This window comes from uncultured Hymenobacter sp., assembly GCF_964242765.1.
Lineage (GTDB): Bacteria > Bacteroidota > Bacteroidia > Cytophagales > Hymenobacteraceae > Hymenobacter.
In genome coordinates this window covers 28,695-51,431 of the sequence record NZ_CAXTBM010000009.1, presented here as the reverse complement: position 1 = coordinate 51,431, position 22,737 = coordinate 28,695, and the positions used below count along the sequence as shown (strand labels likewise).

17 protein-coding genes are annotated in these 22,737 nt (G+C 54.7%); 8 read left to right on the top strand and 9 right to left on the bottom strand.

What is annotated here, in order from left to right:
• Positions 1 to 47: 47 nt before the first annotated feature.
• Together ACFE7X_RS05470 and ACFE7X_RS05465 are read left to right on the top strand one after the other, a co-directional pair.
• Positions 48 to 788 (top strand): class I SAM-dependent methyltransferase, encoded by a 741-nt coding sequence (locus ACFE7X_RS05470; protein ID WP_375434657.1) that lies wholly within the window; start codon positions 48 to 50, stop codon positions 786 to 788.
• 360 nt (positions 789 to 1,148) lie between these two features.
• Positions 1,149 to 2,105, top strand: a complete 957-nt coding sequence (locus ACFE7X_RS05465; RefSeq protein WP_375434656.1) for a glycosyltransferase family 2 protein — start codon at positions 1,149 to 1,151, stop codon at positions 2,103 to 2,105.
• 31 nt (positions 2,106 to 2,136) lie between these two features.
• Here the strand turns inward: ACFE7X_RS05465 and ACFE7X_RS05460 are convergent, their stop codons facing one another.
• Positions 2,137 to 3,882 carry a hypothetical protein gene (locus ACFE7X_RS05460; protein WP_375434655.1) on the bottom strand — a complete coding sequence of 582 codons (1,746 nt, stop codon included), beginning with the start codon at positions 3,880 to 3,882 and terminating at the stop codon, positions 2,137 to 2,139.
• A gap of 120 nt (positions 3,883 to 4,002) precedes the next feature.
• Here ACFE7X_RS05460 and ACFE7X_RS05455 point away from each other — a divergent pair, with 120 nt between their 5' ends.
• Positions 4,003 to 5,445, top strand: coding sequence for an aldehyde dehydrogenase (locus ACFE7X_RS05455; RefSeq protein ID WP_375434654.1), 1,443 nt, complete (start codon positions 4,003 to 4,005; stop codon positions 5,443 to 5,445).
• Positions 5,446 to 5,527: 82 nt separating this feature from the next.
• Here the strand turns inward: ACFE7X_RS05455 and ACFE7X_RS05450 are convergent, their stop codons facing one another.
• Positions 5,528 to 7,012 carry an energy transducer TonB gene (locus ACFE7X_RS05450; RefSeq protein WP_375434653.1) on the bottom strand — a complete coding sequence of 495 codons (1,485 nt, stop codon included), beginning with the start codon at positions 7,010 to 7,012 and terminating at the stop codon, positions 5,528 to 5,530.
• Positions 7,013 to 7,546: 534 nt separating this feature from the next.
• On the opposite strand from ACFE7X_RS05450, the gene ACFE7X_RS05445 reads away from it, so the two are divergent.
• Positions 7,547 to 8,500, top strand: a complete 954-nt coding sequence (locus tag ACFE7X_RS05445) for a hypothetical protein (protein WP_375434652.1) — start codon at positions 7,547 to 7,549, stop codon at positions 8,498 to 8,500.
• 119 nt (positions 8,501 to 8,619) lie between these two features.
• Here the strand turns inward: ACFE7X_RS05445 and ACFE7X_RS05440 are convergent, their stop codons facing one another.
• Positions 8,620 to 10,155, bottom strand: coding sequence for an OmpP1/FadL family transporter (locus ACFE7X_RS05440; RefSeq protein WP_375434651.1), 1,536 nt, complete (start codon positions 10,153 to 10,155; stop codon positions 8,620 to 8,622).
• Positions 10,156 to 10,214: 59 nt separating this feature from the next.
• Complete coding sequence (locus ACFE7X_RS05435) at positions 10,215 to 11,591, bottom strand: hypothetical protein (protein WP_375434650.1); 1,377 nt, start codon at positions 11,589 to 11,591, stop codon at positions 10,215 to 10,217.
• A 201-nt stretch (positions 11,592 to 11,792) separates the two neighbouring features.
• Here ACFE7X_RS05435 and proS point away from each other — a divergent pair, with 201 nt between their 5' ends.
• Positions 11,793 to 13,268: a proline--tRNA ligase gene (gene proS / locus ACFE7X_RS05430; protein WP_375434649.1), complete on the top strand. Its 1,476-nt coding sequence runs from the start codon at positions 11,793 to 11,795 to the stop codon at positions 13,266 to 13,268.
• 78 nt (positions 13,269 to 13,346) lie between these two features.
• Here proS and ACFE7X_RS05425 read toward each other — a convergent pair whose 3' ends face one another.
• A complete protein-coding gene (locus ACFE7X_RS05425; RefSeq protein WP_375434648.1) occupies positions 13,347 to 13,592 on the bottom strand; it encodes a hypothetical protein in 246 nt (81 codons plus the stop codon).
• 237 nt (positions 13,593 to 13,829) lie between these two features.
• On the opposite strand from ACFE7X_RS05425, the gene ACFE7X_RS05420 reads away from it, so the two are divergent.
• On the top strand, positions 13,830 to 14,336 hold the full coding sequence (locus ACFE7X_RS05420; protein WP_375434647.1) for an NfeD family protein: 507 nt from the start codon (positions 13,830 to 13,832) through the stop codon (positions 14,334 to 14,336).
• 145 nt (positions 14,337 to 14,481) lie between these two features.
• Positions 14,482 to 15,486: a flotillin-like protein FloA gene (floA, locus tag ACFE7X_RS05415; RefSeq protein ID WP_375434646.1), complete on the top strand. Its 1,005-nt coding sequence runs from the start codon at positions 14,482 to 14,484 to the stop codon at positions 15,484 to 15,486.
• A gap of 106 nt (positions 15,487 to 15,592) precedes the next feature.
• On the opposite strand, the gene ACFE7X_RS05410 is transcribed toward floA, so the two are convergent.
• Positions 15,593 to 17,635 (bottom strand): OmpA family protein, encoded by a 2,043-nt coding sequence (locus ACFE7X_RS05410; protein ID WP_375434645.1) that lies wholly within the window; start codon positions 17,633 to 17,635, stop codon positions 15,593 to 15,595.
• A gap of 366 nt (positions 17,636 to 18,001) precedes the next feature.
• Here ACFE7X_RS05410 and ACFE7X_RS05405 point away from each other — a divergent pair, with 366 nt between their 5' ends.
• Positions 18,002 to 20,008, top strand: coding sequence for a hypothetical protein (locus ACFE7X_RS05405; RefSeq protein ID WP_375434644.1), 2,007 nt, complete (start codon positions 18,002 to 18,004; stop codon positions 20,006 to 20,008).
• A gap of 135 nt (positions 20,009 to 20,143) precedes the next feature.
• On the opposite strand, the gene ACFE7X_RS05400 is transcribed toward ACFE7X_RS05405, so the two are convergent.
• The 3 genes from ACFE7X_RS05400 to ACFE7X_RS05390 form a co-directional block, all read right to left on the bottom strand.
• Entirely contained in the window at positions 20,144 to 20,566 is a 423-nt protein-coding gene (locus ACFE7X_RS05400) for a response regulator (RefSeq protein ID WP_375434643.1), read from the bottom strand.
• A gap of 145 nt (positions 20,567 to 20,711) precedes the next feature.
• A complete protein-coding gene (locus tag ACFE7X_RS05395; protein WP_375434642.1) occupies positions 20,712 to 22,418 on the bottom strand; it encodes an ATP-binding protein in 1,707 nt (568 codons plus the stop codon).
• Positions 22,411 to 22,737: a circadian clock KaiB family protein gene (locus ACFE7X_RS05390; RefSeq protein WP_375434641.1), complete on the bottom strand. Its 327-nt coding sequence runs from the start codon at positions 22,735 to 22,737 to the stop codon at positions 22,411 to 22,413. The genes ACFE7X_RS05395 and ACFE7X_RS05390 overlap by 8 nt, the downstream gene beginning before the upstream one ends.

The following is a 22,737-nucleotide window of genomic DNA, read 5'->3' as shown; positions in this document are numbered from 1 at the left end:
GAAATGCTTTAGCTAATTTTGCGTTGGGTTGCTTACTTTTGAGGCTAATGAACATTGAATACGAAGTAAAATATCACCAAATAGAAGAAAGCTATTGGTGGTTTCAGGCCCGGCGCGATATGGTTTTCCGCCTGGTGCAAGACGCGAAGCTGGCTACCGATGCCCCAATTTTGGAAATCGGCTGCTCGGGTGGTCCGCTACTGCAACGCTTGCGCAGCGCTGGCTACACCAACCTCACGGGCATTGATGTAAGCGAAGCCGGCATAGCAGTAGCCGAACGCCGCGGCATCCCTAACGTGTCGTGCATGGATGGCGCCAACCTAACTTTCCCAGACGCATCATTCGACTTGGTGGTAGCGTCCGATGTGTTGGAGCATATCCAGAACGAAGCGCAGGCTTTGCGAGAGTGGACCCGCGTGTTGCGGCCCGGCGGACAGCTTTTGGTGTTTGTGCCCGCTTTCCAGTTCCTGTGGGGCAAGCACGATGTCATCAACCAACATTTCCGGCGCTACACCGCCGATCAGTTGGCAACGGCCATGCGTGGCGCAGGCTTAAAGGTGAGCCGCAGCTCCTACTGGAACGTGAGCCTGTTTTTCCCGACTGCTGCTGTGCGCCTATTTAAGCGTTTCCTGCCCAAGGACAACAAACCGGCTTCTGATGATCTTTTCGCAGCTCCTCCCCTAGTTAATACGCTGCTAACCGGTTTTATCAAGGCTGAAAACCGCTTGCTGCAACGTATTAATGCACCGGTAGGCGTGAGTGTATTTGCACTGGCCAAGAAGCCTTAACCTGTTTATCTCGCCCGCTAACGTTGTTGGTTCCGGCTACTAAGAAGCCAGAACAAAGAGGGCAGCGGTAAGGAACCACAGAAATGGAAACACCATTTTGCTGCCAAAGCAAAATGGTGTTTCCGCTTTTCACTCCTTACTAAGGGAAACTCTTTGCTGTGCTTACGTTAAGCCTGCCATGTAACGCTAGCGTCAATTGAGTGGGAGCCAGATGGCCGGAGCCTTTAGCGTAGACGCACACTTTTTCCTAACACAAAAGGTTTACTAAGTGGAACATAGGCGGCGAAGAATCCACTGGTAAGTGGGATTCTTGTCTTCTTCCAGACAGCGGTATCTTTGCTTTAACTCACTATCACTTCTATGGACCTTTCCGTTGTTATTCCCATCTATAACGAAGAAGAGAATATACCGTCGTTGCATAAGCGTTTGCGCGAAGTAATTGACCCTATGGAGTTGACTTACGAGTTCATCTTCGTCAACGATGGTTCGCGGGATAGGTCACTGGCGCTGGTACAGGACTTGGCACTGCGCGACGAACGGGTTCGATACATTGATTTCAGCCGCAATTTCGGTCACCAGATAGCCGTAACTGCTGGACTGGATTTGTCGGTGGGCGAAGCCGTTGTTATCATCGACGCCGACTTGCAGGACCCGCCCGAGTTGATTGTGCCGCTGTACCAAAAGCTACACCAGGGCTACGAGGTGGTGTACGCTAAGCGTCGTTCGCGCAAGGGCGAAAGCGCAGCCAAGAAGTTCACGGCCAAACTTTTCTATCGGCTTTTGGCAAGCATCACGCACATCTCCATCCCGGTTGATACCGGCGACTTCCGCATTATTTCGCGGAAGGTAGTGGATGCGCTCAAGCTCATGCCCGAGCAAAGCAAGTTCATCCGGGGTCAGATTTCCTGGATTGGCTACCGCCAAACCTACGTGGAATACGACCGGGCCGAGCGCGCCGGCGGCGAAACAGGCTACACCTACAGCAAGATGATTCGGCTGGCGCTGGACGGTATTACGGGCTTTTCCGACGCCCCCCTTAAAGCGGCAACGATCAGCGGGTTCGTGGTATCGGGGGTGGCGTTTCTGGTTTTGCTCTACACGTTGTATGCCCGCTTTGTAACCGGCGAATACGAACCAGGGTGGCCTTCGCTTATGATGAGCATCCTGTTTTTGGGTGGCGTACAGCTTATTTCAGTGGGTATTATTGGCGAATATATTGCCCGGCTATCCGCCAACGTGCGCCAGCGCCCCCTCTATATTATTTCCGACACCAACATCACCAAGAAAGTACCGCACCCAACCGAGCAATTGCGGTAGCGGAAACACTTGCTAATGCTGGACTTGCGCCTTATTTGGCTGGTGGGGCAAGCAATACATAGTCGCCTATTACTTGTTCGCGGTAGCCGTAGGGCTGCAAAAGTTGGCGCAAGTAAAGGTGCACGGGGGTGTCTCGGTACGTGGGGTCGACGACAAAGGCGGCGGGCTGATACGTCCGCAGGAAGGTCGCCGTTTGGCTTGGCGTTGGTTGGGTTGGTAGTATCGTATTGGGGTCGGTTTGGAGCGTGAGGAGGCGCTTGAGCACGGTATCCTGCTGAAAAGCGGTGAAGATTTCGGGCTTGATGCGGGAAAAGTATCCAATGGGCAATTTCTTTCGATGGCGCGTCTGGTAAAAGAACTGCTCGGTCTGTACTTCCCCAATTTTGCGGTAGCCATCAATAATGCCGAAAGGAATCGGGAAAAGCGTCGTTCCGGGCAGCTTGGCCACCTCGTCGTACACGATAGGAACGTCGGTGGTGGTAAGGTGCATGGGCTTCGGCCAATATTCAAACAGCATCAGAGCAAGCAAGGCCAGACTTAGCATAGTTTGTTGCGTGGGTCGCAACCGGGACTGCCACAGCGCCTCCAGCCCACTGAACACCACGAGGGGCAAAAACAAACCCACCATCATCACCCACCGGGTAGGACAGCGGATGTTGTTGAGGAAGGGAACGAAGTGCAGCGCGCTGGTAGGAAGATGAAGGGTTTCCTGGCCATTTAGGCGCAATGTAGGCAGCGTGAGCATCACGAAGAAGAGCAGCACCCACGCCAGGGGCCGCCCGGTTGGGTCGAGGTGCCGCACGGAAGCTGGGCGGTGCGGCCACAAGGCCACTACCAGCCCTAGCGCCAGCACCGAGTAGCCAACAAAGAGAATCATTTCCAGCGAGCCGGGCATGTTGAACACGTCCGGGTTCAGATACAAGTCCTGCGCCCACTCGAAGTCCAGAAAACGGCTGGTGGGCGGGGGCATAAAGTAGCTCACGACGTCACCACCCCACCAAGGTCCGTCATTGTCGGGCACTTGCACGATGCGCAACAGCTTGAGGAAGATGTGACTAATCAGCAACACGCTTGCCACGCCCAGCCAGCTTTGCCAACGCCGCCGGTTCAGCTCGCCCAATTGCAGCCAGTACCACAGCGCGTAGGCCAACGAAAAGTAGAGCAGCCCAAACGTGACATAATAGTCGCAGAGTAAGGTTATTAACCCTAGCACAAAGCACCACCCCACCGCCCGACGGCTGCGCACCTGCGGCAGTAATTTCCTCGGTCGAAAAGCAAAGGCATCGAGAAATGCCATGACGTAGAACGGCACGGTTGCCGTCAGCACCAGATTGTAGTGCTCGGGCAGGCGAATGAGCTTGTAAGGCGAATAGGCAAAGATGACGCCGGCCAGCAGGCACAGCACCGGATTTCGTACCCAGCGGCGGCATAGCACGTAAGCCCCCGTACCGGAAAGCGCATAACTCAGCAGCAACCCAATGTTGATAGTAAGCGGCGCATTGTCAAGCGCCAAATTCAATACGCCCAGTAGCGGCATGTAAGCGTGCATAATCAGCGACGCACCCCACGGATACAACAGCCAGTCGGTGTAGAATGGATTGTGGCCACTTACAACGGCTTCGCGGAAGTACCAGAAATTCCAGGCGTAGAGCAGGGAATCGCGCCCCGGTACGGTGGGAAAAGCCGTTGTGAAGTGGGCGGCCAAGGGCCAGGTAAACAGCACGAATAGTAGCGCATAGAAGCCTGTGACCAGCATCAGGCGCAACCAATTTTTCATAGAAAACAAGCAGAATCAGGCAAAGAGCCGCTACGCAGTGGGCGTTAGCTTCCGGCAAAAGTAACTATTCAATCAAGTTGGCTTTTTTACCTTGCCGTGGACCTCGCCTTCCCTCCCGCTATGTTGCACCTCCAAAACTACATCAACGGTCAGTTTGTGCCACCCGCTACCGGCATTTACTTGCCCACTATCGAGCCCGCCACCGGCCAGGTATACGCCCAAGTTCCGGACTCGACGGGGGCTGATGTGGCGCAAGCAGTTGCCGCAGCAGAAGCTGCCTTGCCGGCCTGGCGCGCTTTGCCAGCCGAGGAACGGGGCCGCCTGCTGGTACGAATAGCGGAGCTGCTTGAGCGAGACCTAGAACGATTGGCGCAGGCCGAAAGCCAGGACAATGGCAAGCCGGTAAGCCTGGCACGCACCGTTGATATTCCGCGGGCCGCCAGCAACTTCGCCTTCTTCGGTACGGCGGCCCAGCACTTTTCTTCTGAAACTCACTTCCAGGAAGGAGTGGCACTCAACTACACCGTGCGCCACCCGTTGGGCGTGGTTGGCTGCATTTCACCCTGGAACCTGCCGCTATACCTGTTTACTTGGAAGATAGCCCCGGCTTTGGCCGCCGGTTGCTGCGTTGTGGCAAAACCTTCAGAGCTTACCCCGTACACGGCCTTCTTGCTGAGCGAATTGTGCCTGGAAGCCAAGCTGCCGGCGGGCGTACTCAACATCGTGCACGGTACCGGGCCACGCGCGGGGCAAGCCATTGTAGAGCACCCCGCCATCAAGGCTATCAGTTTCACGGGCGGAACCACTACCGGGGCGCATATTGCTCGCACAGCCGCGCCGCTGTTCAAGAAACTTTCCTTGGAGCTGGGCGGCAAAAACCCGAACATCATCTTCGCTGATTGCAACCGGATTGAAGCCGTGCGCACGAGCTTGCGCAGTAGCTTTTCCAATCAGGGCCAGATTTGCTTGTGCGGCTCACGGATTTTCATTGAGCGCTCTATTTATGAGGTATTCAAAACCGAGTTCTTAAATGGAGTAGCGGGCCTCACCATCGGCGACCCGCAGGACGCAGGCAGCCAGCAAGGGGCATTGGTGAGTGAGGCGCATTTGCAAAAAATACTGGGCTACATAGCCTTAGCGCACGAAGAAGGCGGCACCCTACTGGCTGGTGGGCAGCGCGTACAGTTGGATGGCCGTTGCGCCGGTGGTTACTTTCTGCAACCCACTGTATTCGAAGGCTTGCCCCCTAACTGCCGCGTAAATCAAGAGGAAATATTTGGCCCTGTCGTCACCCTCACACCATTTGACACCGAAGAAGAAGTTCTGCGTTGGGCAAACAGCACCGAATACGGCTTGGCTGCCACCATTTGGACCAGCGACTTGAACCGAGCCCACCGCGTGGCCCATGCTCTGCACAGCGGCATCGTCTGGATCAACACCTGGCTGCACCGCGACCTGCGCACCCCTTTTGGCGGCGTGAAGAACTCCGGAGTCGGACGCGAGGGAGGCTTGGAAGTGTTGCGCTTCTTCACGGAACCACAGAGTATCACGCTGAAACTATAAGCCTGCCCTTTAGCCAGCAAGCCGCGCGAAAACTTGGTTGCTGGCCTCCGCCTCCTTGTTTTAAGCTTAAGCTGCCTTCAAGTTAGAGCCGTTCCAGTTGCCGTTCCAATTCTTCCAAGGTGGTTTCGCGAAATTCCAACGGGGCCGTGGTGCTTTGGCCAGTGGTGGTTTCCTGCCAGGCCAGGTACGGCACTCCACCCTGGTAACGCAGACCAACCACCACGGCGCGGCGGCCAGCCGGCAGCTTACTGAACTGGTAGCCCCCTTCCACTGCCTCGCCCGCTAACACAGCAGGCGTGGCACCCAACACTACCAGGCGTACCGTGGTACTTTCGTCGGGAGTAGCGGCCACGAGCGTGGTGCTGCTGCCACTCAGAGGACGATCTATGTTAAGCCAGCCTAGCTGTGAGCAGTGGAATACGTACCGGTCAATGGGAGTCGCTTCGGCGGGCTCTTCGGTAGTGGCTATTGGTTCGGACGATGGCGCCGTGCTGGCCGTTAAGTTGAGGCGGGTGGTATCGGTGCTGAGTTGGCCGGGCTGGAACGAGAAACGGATAGGCAACACCATTTTCACTTTCACGAACTCCCCGGCGCGCTGGCCTGGCGTCCAATGGCCCGAAGTTTGACGCAGTACCCGCAGCACTTCTTCGTCGCAGCCGTGGCCGAGACCCCGCAGGATGTGTGGCTTCTGCACCCGGCCGCTTTCATCGACCACAAACGAAGCAAATACCACTCCCTGCGTCTGGCTAACCAGTGCTTCGTGCGGGTAGCGAACCAAGCGGTTGATGTCAACTGGGCCGCTGCCGTACGTTGGCATCGGGCTGGCATCGGTGAAGATGGTTTCTAGGGACGCCGGCGTTGCCGCTTCGGGGGCGGCAACCCAACGGACAGGCGTAGCGCCTTGGCCGTAGTAGAGGCTCATGTTTGAAAGTAGTTTGCCTTGAAGCGCCAGCATTTCCAAGCGCATGGTACGGCCGGTAGCTACCTGCAAGGGTTGTCCGGCGGCCGTAGCTCGTACCAGCACCATACCAGCCGTTTGCAGTGGCTCGGCGTCGGTGGTAAGCGTGGTGAGATTGGTAAGCACCATTTCGGCGGGCGTATAGCACTCTTTTAGCTCCACCCACACGGGGCCCGTAGCTGGACGCTGGTTAGCATCTACTAGGGTGTTAGCCGCTAACCGCAACACTGTACCGGTACGCCCCCGCACCTCGGCAGCCTTACTAGGGTCGATCTGAAAATATTCGCTGGCCTTGCGGGTCAGGTCCAGTAAGGTGGCTTCACCAGGAGGCAGATCAGGATGGAGTCCGGTTGGGGCCCGCTGTGCGCTTCGGTACACTGCAAGCGGGGCCCGCGAATTGGTAGGCTTGCTGAGGTGGTGCCAATCGCGCCGGATAGGAGTGGTATCGGTAGCACCAACAGGATTCGCCAGCGAATCAAACGTAAGCGTGTCGGCAAGGGCTGGGGGAATTTGTTCGGTACGGCCAGGGTTATCGGGCTGGCAACTGTTTATAGCAGTTAATAGGCAGATACCTGTGAAAAGGCGGTTTAGTGTCCGGAATGTGGGCATACCGCGAACTACGGCAAAATTTTATGAGGGCTGCTCCTGTTTTGCATCTTTCTTATACTCATATGTAAAAAATAATTTCGCTAACCTGTTTTAACCAAGATTTTTACCCTTACACAACCGTACCGCTCGGCGCTTACTACAGCAAGTAGTAAAAGTTGGCCAGCTTGCACATACTGAATCTTGTTGCTAAGTCTTTACGAGAATACTACCCTGTAACAAGCCAACTATTTTTAGAAGTATACTTCTCTTTATTAAGTGGTTACGCTTAGAAGCACAGTGCCGCTTTCTTATTGTAGCAGGAAAGCAATGTCATAATCACCTGGTCGAGCGTTACGAAGGACCTTCCAAAGCCAGTTATCTTACGGATACGGTTTGGACCTAAGCACTCTTTACTGTGCTGATTTCGACACTTATAGTGCACATTGTTTTCAGCATTCAATTTAGCGTCAACTGCAAATTCCGACCTTTGCCGATACTATGCGTCTTTACCTACTTTTATCTCTAGTAGCATCTGCCCTGCTAACTTCCTGCAATTTGGAAGATGAATCTGGCCCGCGTGTTGACTTGGTTGGTGGCTCCCGCTTTCTGTCCGCTAGCCGGACGGTTACTACGGCTTCTAACACTGCTGCCCTCGCTGATACATTCACGACCCGCGTCTTTGCCGAAAGACAAGACGATGGTGCCGAGCTGAACCGCCTGGTTATTGCGGTGGAATATTCGCCTACGCCCTATCCTTATGTCTACCCGACCACTACTGCTTTCAACCCCAATGATATACCCAAAGAACCTGCTTCCATTGTGTATTTAGACACAACCCTGACCCGTCAGCAGCGTCAGTCAGTGGCTTTTCAGTTCACAGCCAATACACGCACCACCTCGGGACGAGAAAAGTGGGTTTTTACAGCTTACGATGCAGATAACAAAAAGAAGGAACGCAGCTTCACACTGGTTCTGCGCAACAGCGACTCCCTCCGCGTTGCGGCGTATCATCGTTATACCATCCTGTTGCCGGCCCCTACTACCCCTTATTCGCGCAGCAGCTTAGCGCTGTTGCCGGGTCTAGCCCTACCACCGAATGCCTTGCGCGGCCGGCCCGAAAACCAAGAGCTTATCGACCTGGCGTATCTGCCACTAGCCGATGGGGAGCGGGCACTAGCAGCCCCTAATGATGCGCAACTTATGCGCACCAATGCCTTGTTTAACGCAAGCAATTGGTTGAAACGCCGACACACTTCACTACGCGGCACTGATTGGGATTCTGCTCGTTTCGCTAACGCTACTACGACGGAGGCATTCCAAAATGCTTTCAACGATGGTCAAATCTTGCCATCCGGCACTCGCACTGAGGCTCTAAGGGCTAGAGGGATAGGACGAGTGTTAGCATTCAAGACCGATGAAGGCTCGGCTAGGTATGGACTTATCTTCATTCAATCCTTTCTCACTGCGCCCACTCCAGCTATCAAGATGCAGGTACGCATCACGAAATAAAGCGGAAGTGTGTGCACCCCGTAGTCTTACAAAGCAAAAGCCTCCTTTCAAGTGAAAGGGGGCTTTTGCTTTATTCATTTTATGATACAGCTTCAGTGCCAGCTTACTGAATTAAGCATTTAGAATAGAAAGCCCGCTGTGAAGGTGGTAGTGAAACGATTAGCGTCTACCACAACTTCGGGCGTGTCTGCTAAGTTGGGCATAACGTAAGGGTTGTAATAGCGCTTAGCCGTATTATAAACACCAGCCAAATCCAGGAAAAAGTTCTTTTGACGTAAGCCTATTCCACCCGTGTAATAATTCTGTGACCGGTCGCGGGCACTGTCTTTGTACGGGTCACCGTAGCGCGCAAACCCTACCCGGAACCGGAAGATGTCGTAACGCAGCTCGCCCCCTAACCGCAGGTTTACCGCCGACTGATATAAGCTCTTGACATCATCGTTGTCGCGGTCGAAATCATAGCCACTGCTTCCACCTGGGTCGTTGGTGTTGTCGTTGCTAAGGCGAGACTGGCTGTAGTTCACATACTCCACGTCGCCGCTCAAGAAGCCATGCTTGCCTACTACGACGGCTGCGCCTCCCGAAGCTCGGAAAGGAGAAGTTAGCACATAGTCGAACGCTCCGGGGTCAGTAGCTGCGTTGCTCGAGGAATAGTTTGTGCCTTCAATTGTGATAGGCGTGTCATATACCACGTTTAAAGAAGAAGAGTACGTTTCCGACAAGCTATGCAAGGTTGGCGTTTGCACAGAAGCCCCCACCCGCACCGCGTCAGTCACTCGATAGATGGCACCAATTCGAGCATTGATTCCGCTTCCCCGAGTGTCCAATGCTTCCCGGTATGTAAGACTGCCAAAACTAGAACCTCTCACGCTCGCATCAACCGGCGATGGATCGGTGGCCGTCAATACACTGGTTGAGTTGAAGCGGGTGCTCACAATACCAATGGCTCCTCCAATGTAGAGTCGGTCGCGGTAACTAGCGCCGTACCCAATATCAAATTGGGTTTGGGAGCCGGTAGTCAATACCGTTTCCTCCTGATTAAGTGCTCCATCAAGCGACCGGCCGAAGTCGGTGCCCGGAACATATCGGCCCTGCGCATCGTCGTCCGTTAGGAAAGCTTCATAGGCCAAGTCATCGAAGTCGTTGGCCTGTGCAACCGTGATTCCCCGATCAAAGTAATTCAGAATGTTGCTGCCGCCACCTGATGGTCCACCGGCAAAGGAGCCCCGATACCGGAAGCTCTGGTTGAAATCGTTGACGCGGTTCAAACCGATAGCCAACGTGCCACTCCGCCAAGGGCTATTGTCGCTGTCAGGACGACGATTGGTGAAAGCAACTCCGAAGTTGGCAACGTGCACGCTGTTTCGCCCATCGGTAGTGGTAGTACCGAATACTTGGCTGTTGGTGTTACCAATACCAACACCGGGAGTCAAGCTAACCTCTGAGCGTTGGAAAAGGCCCAAACCGGCAGGGTTCGTAACGAGGTTACCCAAATCGGAACCTACGGCTACGTTGGCGCCGCCACTGCCTAGCGAGCGAGCAGTACCAGAGGGTTGGGTTTGTGAAAAGCGCAGTGCGTCCGTTGAATATTGGGCAAAGCTATAGCTAGCCGGGCTCAACAGAGCCACAGCAAGCCAGTATTTCAAGTTTTTCATTTGAGGAAAGAGAAGGTGACCCTCTCGGGCCGGTCACAAATCAGGTTCCGAACAACGTATTAGTCGCGCCCACGACCACGGCCACCGCCGCCACTGTTACCGCCACCACTGTTGCTTCCCCCACCACTATTCGAGGGCATTGAACTGCGTGATGGTTCGGAATAAGAGCGTTGCGGCGCTTCATACGAACGGCTAGGCTGCTCGTAGGTCCGCTGGGGAGCTTCATACGTGCGCTGAGGGGCCTCATATGTCCGCTGACGACGTACGGGTTGATCAGCGCTCTGGCCGCCACTGTTCTGGTTGGAATTCAACTCGCTGAACCGCGTCCGACGCGGCTGCGAATACTGTGGTTGTGCAGGTTGCTGCTGAGTGGCGGCATCGTTTACGGTGCCAACTGCTTCTGTGGCACGCCGGCGGCCCCGGCTCTCATACGAAGGCTGAGTATCATTGCCTCCATTATTGATCTGCTCTGCTACGTTTGGGTTCTGGCTGTATCTTGCATTGCGGCCGCTCACTTGCTGGTCCGTCAATGTCCCGGTCTCACGACCACCTGAAGTGCCTTCAGGTGCAACACCTCCTAATGTACCGGCATCTGCCGACCGTGAACGGCCACGGCCCGAAGACTGTGGCGTACCGTTATCCGTGACACCACCCGTAGAACTACGTCCACCCGTGGGCGACGCGACGCCACCATCAGTTGCCCGGCTTCGTGAACCCGTCACATTGCCCGTACCTGTGCTAGTGCGGCCTGCCATACCAGCATCGGCACTACGGCTATTGCGTGGGCCATAGCGCACGTTACGCGTAGAGCCTACGCCGCTACCATAGTAGTTGTTGACGTTGTAATAGTTGTTGTAACCATAGCCGCCGTAGCCGTAGCCACCACCATAGTAGTTATCGAAGACACTGTAACCCCGGCCATACCGCCAAGGGTTGTAGCCCCAACCCCAAGGACTGCCGAAACCAATATTGATACCGATATTAGCGTAGCTCCCAAATCCGCCGTAACCATAGCTAGGACCGTAGAACGGATCATAGAAGGAATTGCCATAATATGGAGAGCCCCCATACCAGAAGGGGTCAGCATACACAAAGTCGTTGTAGCCATAGCCGAAGCCCCGGTAGTACGGCTGATGAAAGCGACGAATACGGGAAGAATACGCATAGTCGTCGTCGTAATACTCCGTCGACTCGGTTACGGTAGAGCTCCGCGCGCCATCACTCGCGTAATCCGGATTGGAAATCTCGTCGCCTGATTCTGCTTCCGTAGCGGGCGTAGTGCCAGCTACCGATGCCGTAGCATTCTGTGTAGTACGATCTTGAGACGAATAATAAACGCCGTCATTCTCCGTAGTGGAGAGGGCGCTAGTGCCAGCGCAACCACCCAACGTAAGCAGGGCCAAAGCGGGCAATAAGGAGGAAAAGAGATTTTTCATGGCTGCTTGCGTGAAAAGGAAGGCTGGCGAAGTAAAGAGCAAGTGAAGCGACGAAAGGTTGTTTGGAGTAGCAAACATTCCATAAGGTCAGGCTTCAGTTTATTTATTAACGTAATTTGGCACCGAAACGGTGCCGTTTTGGATATGACAAATTTTAGGCCAAACCGGAACATTTCAACCTGACCAAAGATACCTTAAAACATGAGCAAAGGTTTGCCCAAACGGAGTGAAGATTACTCACTGTGGTACAATGAGTTGGTGAAGCGCGCCGGCCTTGCCGAAAACTCCGCCGTGCGGGGCTGCATGGTCATCAAACCCTATGGCTATGCCATCTGGGAAAAGATGCAGCGCACCCTCGACGATATGTTCAAGCGCACTGGCCATCAGAACGCATACTTCCCGCTTTTTGTCCCCAAAAGCTTGTTTGAAGCCGAGGAAAAGAACGCCGAAGGCTTCGCCAAAGAGTGCGCCGTGGTAACGCACTACCGCCTCCAAACCGACCCCGACAATCCGGGCAAGCTGCGCGTCGACCCCAACGCCCGTCTAGAGGAAGAGCTGATTGTGCGTCCCACGTCGGAAGCAATTATCTGGAGCACCTACAAAAACTGGATTCAAAGCTACCGCGACCTGCCATTGCTCATCAACCAGTGGGCCAACGTGGTGCGCTGGGAGATGCGTACCCGGTTATTCCTGCGCACTGCCGAGTTTTTGTGGCAGGAAGGGCACACCGCCCACGCTACCGCCGAAGAAGCCGTTGCCGAAACCCGCCAAATGCTGGAGGTGTACGCCCAATTTGCCGAGGAATGGATGGCGCTGCCTGTAGTGAAAGGTGTAAAAACCGAGAACGAGCGGTTCGCTGGCGCCTTAGACACGTATTGCATCGAGGGCTTGATGCAAGATGGCAAAGCCTTACAGGCAGGTACTTCTCACTTCCTGGGCCAGAATTTCGCCAAGGCATTTGATGTGCAATTCACTAACAAGGAAGGCGCCTTGGAACATGTGTGGGGCACGAGTTGGGGCGTAAGCACCCGCTTGATGGGCGCCTTGGTGATGGCCCACTCCGACGATGAGGGCTTGGTGCTCCCGCCCAAACTGGCTCCTATTCAGGTGGTGATTGTGCCTATCTACAAAACCGGCCAACTCGATGAGTTGCTGGAGCGCATCCGACCTATGCAAATGGGTTTGATTGAACGCGGCATCTCTGTGAAAGTAGATGACCGGGATACCGAACGTCCCGGCTTCAAATTCGCGGAGTGGGAGCTAAAGGGGGTACCCGTGCGCCTCGCCGTCGGCATGCGCGACCTGGATGCTGGCACGGTGGAAGTAGCTCGCCGCGACACCAAGGAGAAAATGAACATGCCCTTGGCCGACATTGTAAACAACGTGGCTGCACTACTCGACGACATTCAAGCCAGCATCTACCGCAAGGCCCATAAATTTCGTGAAACGCACACCCACCGCGTTGATACCTACGAAGAATTCAAACAAGCCTTGGAAGGAGAAGGCGGCTTTGTGGTAGCACACTGGGATGGCACTTCCGAAACCGAAGACCGTATCAAGGAAGAAACCAAGGCCACTATTCGCTGCATGGCCCTCGCCGAGCCCGACGAAGATGGTGTAGACATGCTAACCGGCAAGCCCTCGAAGCGCCGCGTGCATTTTGCCCGGGCCTATTAGGCTACTGCCGTTTTCAACCAGTATAAGAAAGCCCTGCTGCAATAGTTGTAGCAGGGCTTTCTTGTGGCAGCTGGCGTATTACTGTGCGGCAGCAATAGCATTGGCTAACTCTTCATCTGATAGATTGTCAAGCCAGTCTTTATGCAATTCTAGGCGTACTGTTTGGGCTCCCCCGCTCGGTGTGCACACAACAGGCACGTCGCCGGTATCTGTTTCGCTGCGCTTTACGGCTTCCGTGGCGGCATTACTATTTACGCCGGCGTAGGCTTGTACGCAAGTCCAGGTGGTGTTGTGCGGGTCGGTTACTTCGCGTTGCTTCATCATAGGCTTCCCTACGGACCACGAGCGCGAAAGTCAGGCGGCGTTGCCGTAATATTTTTTCTCGTTAGTCGGAAGTTGAGGAAGCAAGGTTTGCCGACTTTGCTGCGGGCATCAGTAAAGCCGGTCAAGCCTTGATTCCTCAACCGAGTGCAAGTAAAGCTGCATGCTAGCTAAGGTTTTGTATTCGTGCCTTCTGCGCAATCTTTCTGCGTATCTTTTCACCTCCAACCACTTACTGCCATGGACCTGCTTATGTGGACTCGCCTGCCATTGCCTATGGACTGGCTTACCATTGCCTTACTGCTCCTGTTCGGCCTGCTGTTTCTGGTGGCTGAAGTTATTTTTATTCCCGGAACTACAGTGGTCGGGTTAATAGGCTTCGCGTTGCTGGCAGTCGGCGTTTGGTTTGGCTACCGCGACCTAGGTTCCACAACCGGCCATATTTTGCTCGTGGCTTCGTTGGTTGTCACCGGAACGCTAGTCTACATCGGCTTGCGACCGAAAAATATGGCTCGTGTAGCGTTGAACGACGTCAACAATTCTCATGTGCGAGATGCCCGGCTGCCCGATGTATTGCCGGGAGCAACCGGCCGTACCTTATCGGCGCTACGGCCAGCGGGCACGGTGCTATTCGAAGACGACCGCCGAGAGGTAACCACCCGCGGCGAATATGTGTCGGCTGGCACTGAAGTGCGCGTGCTACGCATCGAGCAAAATCGAATTGTAGTGGAAAGTGTGAATAGCTGAACAAGTTTACAGATGGTGCTGCTGGATTTAGCGTCCGCGCAGCCGGTACCCCTCGCTCGTGGGGTAACCTCACCGAAGCGGGCGGAATAACTTCAATAAGTGGATGCTTGGTCAAGCATGACAGGCTTTTCCATACCTTACCTCCATGAACGACTTTCCCATCTTCCCGCTCATCATTGGAGCCATCATTTTGTTGGTCTTCCTCTATTTCTTTCCTATCAGCCTCTGGATTACGGCGCTGTTTTCGGGGGTGAAAGTGAGCTTGTTTCAGTTGGCGTTTATGCGGGTTCGGAAAGTGCCGCCCTCCCTGATTGTCAATTCCATGATAACCAGTACCAAGGCCGGCTTGGCCCTGACGGCCAACGATTTGGAAACGCATTACTTAGCGGGCGGCAATATTCCGAGCGTTATCAAGGCCTTGATTTCAGCCGACAAAGCCAACATTCCGCTCACCTTCAAGCAAGCCACTGCCATCGACCTCGCCGGCCGCGACGTGTTTGAAGCCGTTACAACGAGCGTCAATCCCAAAGTAATCAACACGCCCAATGTAGCGGCCGTAGCGCAAGATGGGATTCAGCTTATCGCGAAAGCCCGCATCACGGTGCGCGCTAACATCACGCAGCTCGTAGGCGGCGCCGGCGAAGAAACGATTCTGGCCCGCGTAGGTGAAGGCATCGTAACGAGCATCGGCTCATCGAAGTCGCACAAAGAGGTGCTCGAAAACCCCGACAAAATATCGAAGCTCGTACTCAGCAAAGGCCTCGATGCCGGTACTGCCTTTGAAATTCTCTCTATTGATATTGCCGACATCGATATTGGAGAGAACATTGGCGCCAAACTTCAAATAGATCAGGCCACCGCTGACTTAAAAGTAGCGGAAGCTAAAGCCGAAGAGCGCCGCGCCATGGCCGTTGCCGTAGAGCAGGAAAACCGCGCCAAAACGCAGGAAGCTAAAGCCCGTGTGGTGGAAGCCGAAGCCGAAATACCGAAAGCCATGGCCGAAGCTTTCCGTTCCGGCAACTTAGGCATCATGGACTACTACAAGATGCGTAACATTCAGTCCGATACCGACATGCGCGACTCTATTGCCAATCCCAGCAACCAAAGCAGTAGCAGCAAGCCCGGCCGCGACGAAACACGACTGACTTGAATGGCCTAATTATTAAATAGTTGGCAGTTCACTGAAACGCAGAAGCCGATTCCATACGGAACCGGCTTCTGCGTTTTGATTTTGCTATGAACACCCGTTAAACCACCTACTTCTTGGTAATCCGGAACTCGACGCGCCGGTTGAGCTTACGGGTTTCTTCCTGGTCGTTGTTGGCAATAGGCTTGGTGTCGCCGAAACCCTCAGTGGTGATGCGGCGGCTGGATACGCCTTTCGAAACGAGGTACTTCTTTACCTCATTTACGCGGTCCTGACTCAACTTGAGGTTCAGGGCCGGGTCGCCTTGGTTGTCGGTGTGGCCTTCAATCTTAATTTCAACCGTAGTGTACTCTTTCAGCGTACGAATTAGGCGCTGCAATTCTGGATAGGAATTCTCACGCAGGTAATACTTGCTCTGCGAGAAGAAGATGTTGTTCAGCTTGATAGTCTGGCCTACGGCGAAAGGCACTAAATACAAATCCTGCTTCACCTCCGAGTACTTCTGACGGTCGGTTACGTCGAGGTTATCGGACTCGGCCAAGTAATTAGGCGACTCGGCGCGGTAGCCGTAGTGAACACCCGAGGGAAGCACAATGGTATAGGAGCCATCGACGGGGCTGGTCTCGGCCACTCCTATTTCCTCGCCTGTCAGCAGGTTTTCGTAGCGGATAGTGGCCGTAACGGGCTTTTTGGTGGCTGCATCAAGCACTTGGCCGCGCACCAGGGTTACCACCTCGGGTTTGAACTGAGGCGTCAGGTTAATGCGAAAGATATCTTTGGAGCTGCCGGTTCCATTACGCGCGGATACCAGATAAGCATCCTCGCCAGCCGCCGACACCACGTAATAGGCATCGAAATCGGGCGAGTTTACGCTGGGACCCAGGTTGCGGGGCTTGGTCCAGTTGGTCCAACTATCGTCGAGACGTTTCGAGTAAAAGATATCACTCTTGCCATAGCCTCCGTGCCCCTCCGACGCGAAGTAAAGCGTTTTGCCATCGGCTGCCAGAAAGGGCGCGAACTCCGGCTTTTTAGTGTTGATGCTGGCTCCAAGATTGATGGGACGGCCCCACGTGGTGCCGTCTGGCTTGCGGAGCGTTACGTAGATATCCTGCTCGCCCTGGCCATCCTTCCGCTGGACCGCCATGAGCAATACTTTGCCGGAGGTGCCCAGAAAGTAGTCTACGTTATTGGGGTCGTCGTTGTAGAAATTATCAATCAGGATTTTCTGTGGCTTGCTCCAACCCGTTTTGGTTCGTTTGGTTAAGCTCAACCCCTTGGGATCCAAGGACCCATCTTCGTTGTAGACGTTGATAAGTATAGCTGAGTTTCCATCCGACGACACCGAAGTCAAGCCGTTAGGACCGGGCGTATTGATAGGAGAGCCAATGTTTTTGGCCGGGTTCCAGGAGTTGTTTTTAGAATTGACCTGGGTCGAATACCATACGTCTTGCACATCGTTGGCGCCGCCCACGTTCTGGGGGCTTTCCTGCCGGGCAAAGAACAGCGTGCGACCATCGGGCGAGATGACCGGATGCGTATCGACATACTTGGAGTTGACGTTGGGTCCGAGGTTCACCATCGCCGAGTCGAATTTCACACTTTCGACTTCGCCTTTAAACTCTTTTTTGACCATGGTTTCCGCCACGTCGGCAATACCGATGGCGTCGATCTGGTTCACCCCGTTCACGGCTTTGGTGTTCATGGTCACCACCACGCCAATCGTACGATAGGTACCCGGCGAAAATGTGATTTGCAAAGAACGAAACTGTTCAGGAATTGGACCGGGGCTCTCGTTTTGGTAGACTTCGTGCTTCAGGCCTCTCGTATCAACCAACTCAATTTTGGATACGGAGCCCGGATTGAAGTTTTCCACTACCGTGACCTGCTTGGCAACAAGCGACTTACCGAAGCGCACTTCAATAAATTCGTTGCCACTTTCCTTTCTTGGAATCCAGGCTTCGTTGCTAACTTGGCCTAGTGGCTGCGCATTAGGCTCGCCCAATACTTTCTCGGGGGAAAAGTCTTCTTTTCCTTCTGCCTTCTGCGATGATACAGCCACCACTTTGCCCGCCCAAACGGCGTGCTGTGCCTGTACGCTCCCAGAAATTCCTGCCATTATCCCTACCAACAGCAATACATTCTTTACTTTCATAAGCTGACTGGCAAAACAGTAGCCCGTGTCCACGTCTAAGTCCACGAAGATGATTGGAGCTAAAGAGACGTTGGAATGGGCCGCGGAGTTTCGGTTATTAATTAGGCGAGGACAAAGGTAGCAATAGCGGTTGCTACAGCATGTAAATTTTGATTAATATCTGATTCTACTCGACGGTTGCGGTCCTGAGGGCGCTGAAGTAACTTGCTTGTCATCACCTAGCAGTCCACTGTTCTATGTCGTTAGCATCAGTTCGCTTAGCGAACTTGGCAATTGCATCTTATGAAGTTGATCTTTACTGACGCAAGGGCGGCCTACGAAGTTGCCAGAGGAAACGGGCCGCCCGGAACGCCGCGAGTTTGCCTTGTGCTAGGCATCAACGTGGTCTTGCTGCTTGCCGCTGCTGCCGGACAAACCCAAAGCCTTGTTGATGCAGGCAGTACACCGCTATTAGCGCGCACCGTAGTTGCCCCACCCGACTCACTGTTGCTGCTCTCGTTTCGGGCACGCCGCGTAGGCGTGAGCACCTACGCCCAACGGACCGATGCCCTCGGCTACTTGCGCCTTTCCAACCAACAGCAGCTTCGCTACCGACTACAGAGCGAATGGATTTATGATTCGCGGGGGGAGCCCCCGTTTGTGCGCGAGGATTATGCTGCCGACGCTCTGCACACCATCGATATGGGCCGGGGCTGGCGCGTTGGGCAGTTTGTCCGCTACGAGCAGAGCCGGGCCAATGCCACGCGCACTGGCTTGTGGTTGGGCCGGTTAGGCTACGAGCACGGCCTAGCTAACTTCCGCCCCAACGATTCGCTGTCGGTGGTACGCTACGTAGGGTTTGCGGGGGCAGTGCAAGATGCCCGCAACGGCCGCCGGGATACCGGCTTGGCGTACGGGCTGGATTTCTCTACCCTGGTGTTTGTGAAGGGTGCTACTGCGTCGCCGTTAGCAGTGCGCTTATTAGGCACGCGGGCTCAGCTAGGGCCGCGGGTGTGGCAACGACTACTAGCCGAAGGCTTCCACGAGCATACCTTCGATGCGTATTCCAGTGGTAGCGTACGTGCTGCTTACCGGGCGCATCGGGCCGAAGACTACGTACCCGGCAACGTGCAGCGCATCCAAAGTGACACGCTAGCTGGGCAAGTTACTTGGCTGTATCGCCTGTCCGAGAAAGTCTCGTTTCGCTCTGATAATGCCCTGGCGTTGCCAAGCCGCGCCTTCCGCTACCGACAATTGGGGGCCGAAGCTGATACCCTCCAGAACTTGGGCTACCGCCAACGGGAGTTGGACACGCGGCAAGAACTGCGGCTTGGCGGCAAGAAAGTACAAGCCGTGCTCTTGTTTGGATACCGCGAGCGTAACCGGGCCTATGGCCTTGACAACAACCGATTTCTGACGCCACCAAAATACGAGTTGGCCTTAGCCCGCGAGCGAATTCGGGACATCAAGGAGCAAACCACACAGTGGCAGGGCGAGTTTACTTGGCTGCCGGCACTGCGTCATGCTCTCTCCCTTACCGGATCAGCTCAACTGCTGCGCGTTACGGCGCCTAGCAAAGACAACCAGCAGGACCGCGACGAGGCCCAGCACGCCCTCCGACTCACTTGGACTGGCCGCTGGCGTGGGGCGTTCCGCACGACGCTGGCAGTGGCCGGCGAGTATCGGCAGTTTGTGTTTATCCGGGCTGCCCTGAGTGCCGAGAGCTACACCGACCGATTATTGCACTGGGAGCCGGGCTTTACGTGGGCGCCCGGCAAGTTCAGCATCCGAAGCACCTACCATCTGTGGGTGAGCTACCAGGTGCGTGACCGGGCCAGCGAGCAAAGCCGCAACCGGGCCAGCCGGGTACTGGAGCAACAGCAGCATCTTACGTATCAGCTCCAGCCGCGCCTATTGGCGTCCCTGGACTATGCGCGCCGCGAAAACCGGGTAGGTTTGCTACGGTGGCCAGCGTTCAAAGAAAGCCCCCTTGATACCACCATCACCCACGACTTGAGTGGGAACTTACGCTACGGCTGGAGTGGCCGCCGCCCGGAACGCACCAGCAACAGCCTGCGCTTGGGCTACCGCTTTTTAGAGCAACGCACCCAAGGCCGGGCGCGGTTGGTGCAAGACGCTGGGGGCTCTTCGCTTATTTATCTGCGCGCTCTTACCCGCCAGCAGGGCCCTGATATAGCGTATGAGCGGCGGGCCGGCAACCTGACCCTTGCGGCTAGCATGTGGTTGCAGCAACTACGGACGCTTTACCGTTATCGTGCGGGCACTGGCTCTTTCATCGGAACTAGCTATACTGCCGCCGACTTAGCCCAAACCACCAGCCAGCTTTATCCTTACTTCGAGGTGGCACTAGCCTGGCGAGTGCGGCAATGGTAGGTACCTACTTATGAAGTGCCGTCTGCTCTGTGATAGAAGTGCAAGTTGAATTGCCTTGCTAGACAGCCACAACTAGCAAGCCCGGCTGCGCTATACCTGAAGCAGCACGTTCATAGAAATAATCGCGACAAACACTTATTCTCCAGGAAGTTGCCGGTCTAAATGAGTGCGCAGGATAGTATCTACTTTTTCTTTGGTTAGTGGTTTGTTGAGGAAGCCAGCAATAGGAAGTTTCTCCAGGCGACTTACATCCTGAGGATGCAGAGAAGTGGTTAGCATCACAATAATTATTGCTTCCTTGCGGGGTAGCGGCAATTGGTCGTAGGCTTCTAAAAACTCGAAGCCGTTCATGACTGGCATCTTTACATCCAGCAAAACCAATATCGGCTGGTCCTCACTTGCGTTTTGACTATGGAGTTGCAACTGCTGCAAGGCTTCGGCCCCGTTGAGCGCCACCAATAGCTTGTCCGTCACGTTTAACCGCTTCAAAAGCAGCTGATTTAAATAGTTAGTAGTTTGGTCGTCGTCGACCAATAAGGCACAGCTAAGTTTGAACATGGGTAGACCCGACGTAAAATGACTAGCCCCCATGGATATGGAAGCGGCATATTGGTTAGAGGTAACTTCAGAGGAAGTGGTTGAAACCAGACAACATCAGGTTTCAAGCCTAGGTATTCAATCGTCCTGTTTTCTTGTTTCTATTTCACCTTCGCAGGTATACCCTAAACGTGGAGCCCACATCCACTTGGCTTTCCACCTCGATGCGGCCCCCGGCGTTTTCCACTATTTTCTTGACGATGTAAAGTCCCATACCACTGCCTTCCACGTGGTCGTGCAGCCGCTCGAACATAGCGAAAAGCTTCTCCTTGTTAGCCAAGCGCATACCTAGTCCGTTGTCCTGCACCATAATGACGGCATACTCGCCATCTGGCCGGCACTGTATCCGCACATCGGGCGCCCGCTCGGGGGCGCGGTATTTCACGGCATTGCTTATCAGATTGTAGATAATGCTGCGCAGGTTCTTTTCTGTGAAGGAAAGCATGGGCAAATCCCGCACATCCACCTGCAAGTAAGCCCCAGCAGCCTGGATTTGGGGCAACAGATCCAGGCGCACTTCCTCGATTAGCCGATCCAAGTCGACCGAAGCGGAAGGCTGGTCGTTTTCCTTCTGCAGCTTGGTGATGGTTGTCAGGTGCTCGATGGTGCGCTTGAACCGGTCCACCGAATCCTGCATCATGTTCATGATGGGGCGCACCTCCTGGCCTTTGTCAGGCAGCTCCAACAGCAGCGCGTGCAATAGCCCTTCGATGTTGGTAATGGGCGCCTTTAAATCATGCGAGGCTGTGTAGATGAAGTTATCCAGGTCCACGTTGGCACGGGTGAGTTGCGTGTTGTTTTCCTGCAACTGCTGCTGTGCCAAGTCAATACGCTCTAGGTCCAGCTTATGCTCATGAATGTCGGTACAAGTGCCTATCCACTCGATGATCTGGCCCTGCTGGTTGAGCGAAGGCAACGCTCGGCTAAGCATCCAGCGGTAATTACCAGCCCTGTCGCGAAGCCGAAACTCCGCTTCAAATATGTCTCCCGTGCGCAAGCAGTGCTGCCAGCGCTCCAGGGCAAACGCAGCATCGGCGGGGTGCTGATACGGCTGCCACTGATACTGCTGCACAAGCCCGGCTTGCTGCCCGGTGTAGTCGAACCAACGACGATTGAAGTAGGTGGTTGTTCCTTCGGTGTTTGCCGTCCAGGCAATCTGGGGAATGCCTTCGAGCATTCTATTGGCCTCAGCCGCCGCCTGCTCTATCACTAGGCGCGCTGCTTCTTGGAGCTTCAGTTGCTCGTTTTTGCGGTCAATTACCGCGTTTTGCTCGGTAACCAGCGCCTGAATGATTCTAATTTCTCGTTCCGCCGAAAGGTCCGTTAAGATAACGGCCACCACCAGTGTCCCGTTAAAGGACAGCACTTTCAACGACAACGAGAGGGGCCGTAGCGCGCCCTCTTTCGTTTGCACAGGTAGTTCGCCCTTGCCGTAGCCAGTCCAGCTTTGCGCCAGTAGTGCGCTCCAGTATGCTTGAAACCTTGCCGGCACGAAGCTGGCAAATGAACCACCCATCACTTCTTCCAGACCTCGCTGCAACCAACCTGCCAAGCAAGCGTTGCAGTATAAAATGGTGCCATCGTGGTTGAGCAGCATGGCTCCCTCATTCATCTGCTCAACGAGGGTACGGTAGCCTTCATCGGCGCCTTGCAGCGTGAAAATACGGGGGCCATCAGGGCTTTGAATGGCCAGTGCATCTACGGCCCCAGTACGCACGGCATCAATTAGGTCTTCGGCTTCTTGCAGCCGATGACGCAGTTCCTCGTTTTCACGACTTAGGGCCAGCAAAAAAGAACAAGTAGAATCAGCCATGAGTAGGGTCACTAGGCGGCAGGGGCAGCCCCAAGGCCGCCAGTACCCGCGCCCGGTCCGACAAGTCGCCGACCAACCGCCGGACGAGGCCAGGCCGCTTTTTAATCAGGGTTGGAATACCAATGAGTTGTTCTCCCTGGGCCAATTCGGGCTGCTGGTAGATATCAACAATCAGCAGCTCGTGCCGGCCTTTCAGGTACAACTCACAAATTTCTTTGATGTTACGAACGGCCCGCGTCGAGTTGGGCGTAGCACCAGTGATGTAGAGATGCAGCACGTATTCGGCACCACTCTCGGGCGGTTTTTCATCTGCCTCCAT

Bases quoted from the DNA above. Each gene is read 5' to 3' on its own strand.
- ACFE7X_RS05395 (WP_375434642.1), bottom strand. From the start codon at position 22,418: ATGGCTGATTCTACTTGTTCTTTTTTGCTGGCCCTAAGTCGTGAAAAC.
- ACFE7X_RS05420 (WP_375434647.1), top strand. From the start codon at position 13,830: ATGGACCTGCTTATGTGGACTCGCCTGCCATTGCCTATGGACTGGCTT.
- ACFE7X_RS05455 (WP_375434654.1), top strand. From the start codon at position 4,003: ATGTTGCACCTCCAAAACTACATCAACGGTCAGTTTGTGCCACCCGCT.
- ACFE7X_RS05470 (WP_375434657.1), top strand. From the start codon at position 48: ATGAACATTGAATACGAAGTAAAATATCACCAAATAGAAGAAAGCTAT.
- ACFE7X_RS05400 (WP_375434643.1), bottom strand. From the start codon at position 20,566: ATGTTCAAACTTAGCTGTGCCTTATTGGTCGACGACGACCAAACTACT.
- floA (WP_375434646.1), top strand. From the start codon at position 14,482: ATGAACGACTTTCCCATCTTCCCGCTCATCATTGGAGCCATCATTTTG.
- ACFE7X_RS05425 (WP_375434648.1), bottom strand. From the start codon at position 13,592: ATGATGAAGCAACGCGAAGTAACCGACCCGCACAACACCACCTGGACT.
- ACFE7X_RS05465 (WP_375434656.1), top strand. From the start codon at position 1,149: ATGGACCTTTCCGTTGTTATTCCCATCTATAACGAAGAAGAGAATATA.
- ACFE7X_RS05435 (WP_375434650.1), bottom strand. From the start codon at position 11,591: ATGAAAAATCTCTTTTCCTCCTTATTGCCCGCTTTGGCCCTGCTTACG.
- proS (WP_375434649.1), top strand. From the start codon at position 11,793: ATGAGCAAAGGTTTGCCCAAACGGAGTGAAGATTACTCACTGTGGTAC.
- ACFE7X_RS05440 (WP_375434651.1), bottom strand. From the start codon at position 10,155: ATGAAAAACTTGAAATACTGGCTTGCTGTGGCTCTGTTGAGCCCGGCT.
- ACFE7X_RS05390 (WP_375434641.1), bottom strand. From the start codon at position 22,737: ATGGAGGCAGATGAAAAACCGCCCGAGAGTGGTGCCGAATACGTGCTG.
- ACFE7X_RS05410 (WP_375434645.1), bottom strand. From the start codon at position 17,635: ATGAAAGTAAAGAATGTATTGCTGTTGGTAGGGATAATGGCAGGAATT.
- ACFE7X_RS05450 (WP_375434653.1), bottom strand. From the start codon at position 7,012: ATGCCCACATTCCGGACACTAAACCGCCTTTTCACAGGTATCTGCCTA.
- ACFE7X_RS05460 (WP_375434655.1), bottom strand. From the start codon at position 3,882: ATGAAAAATTGGTTGCGCCTGATGCTGGTCACAGGCTTCTATGCGCTA.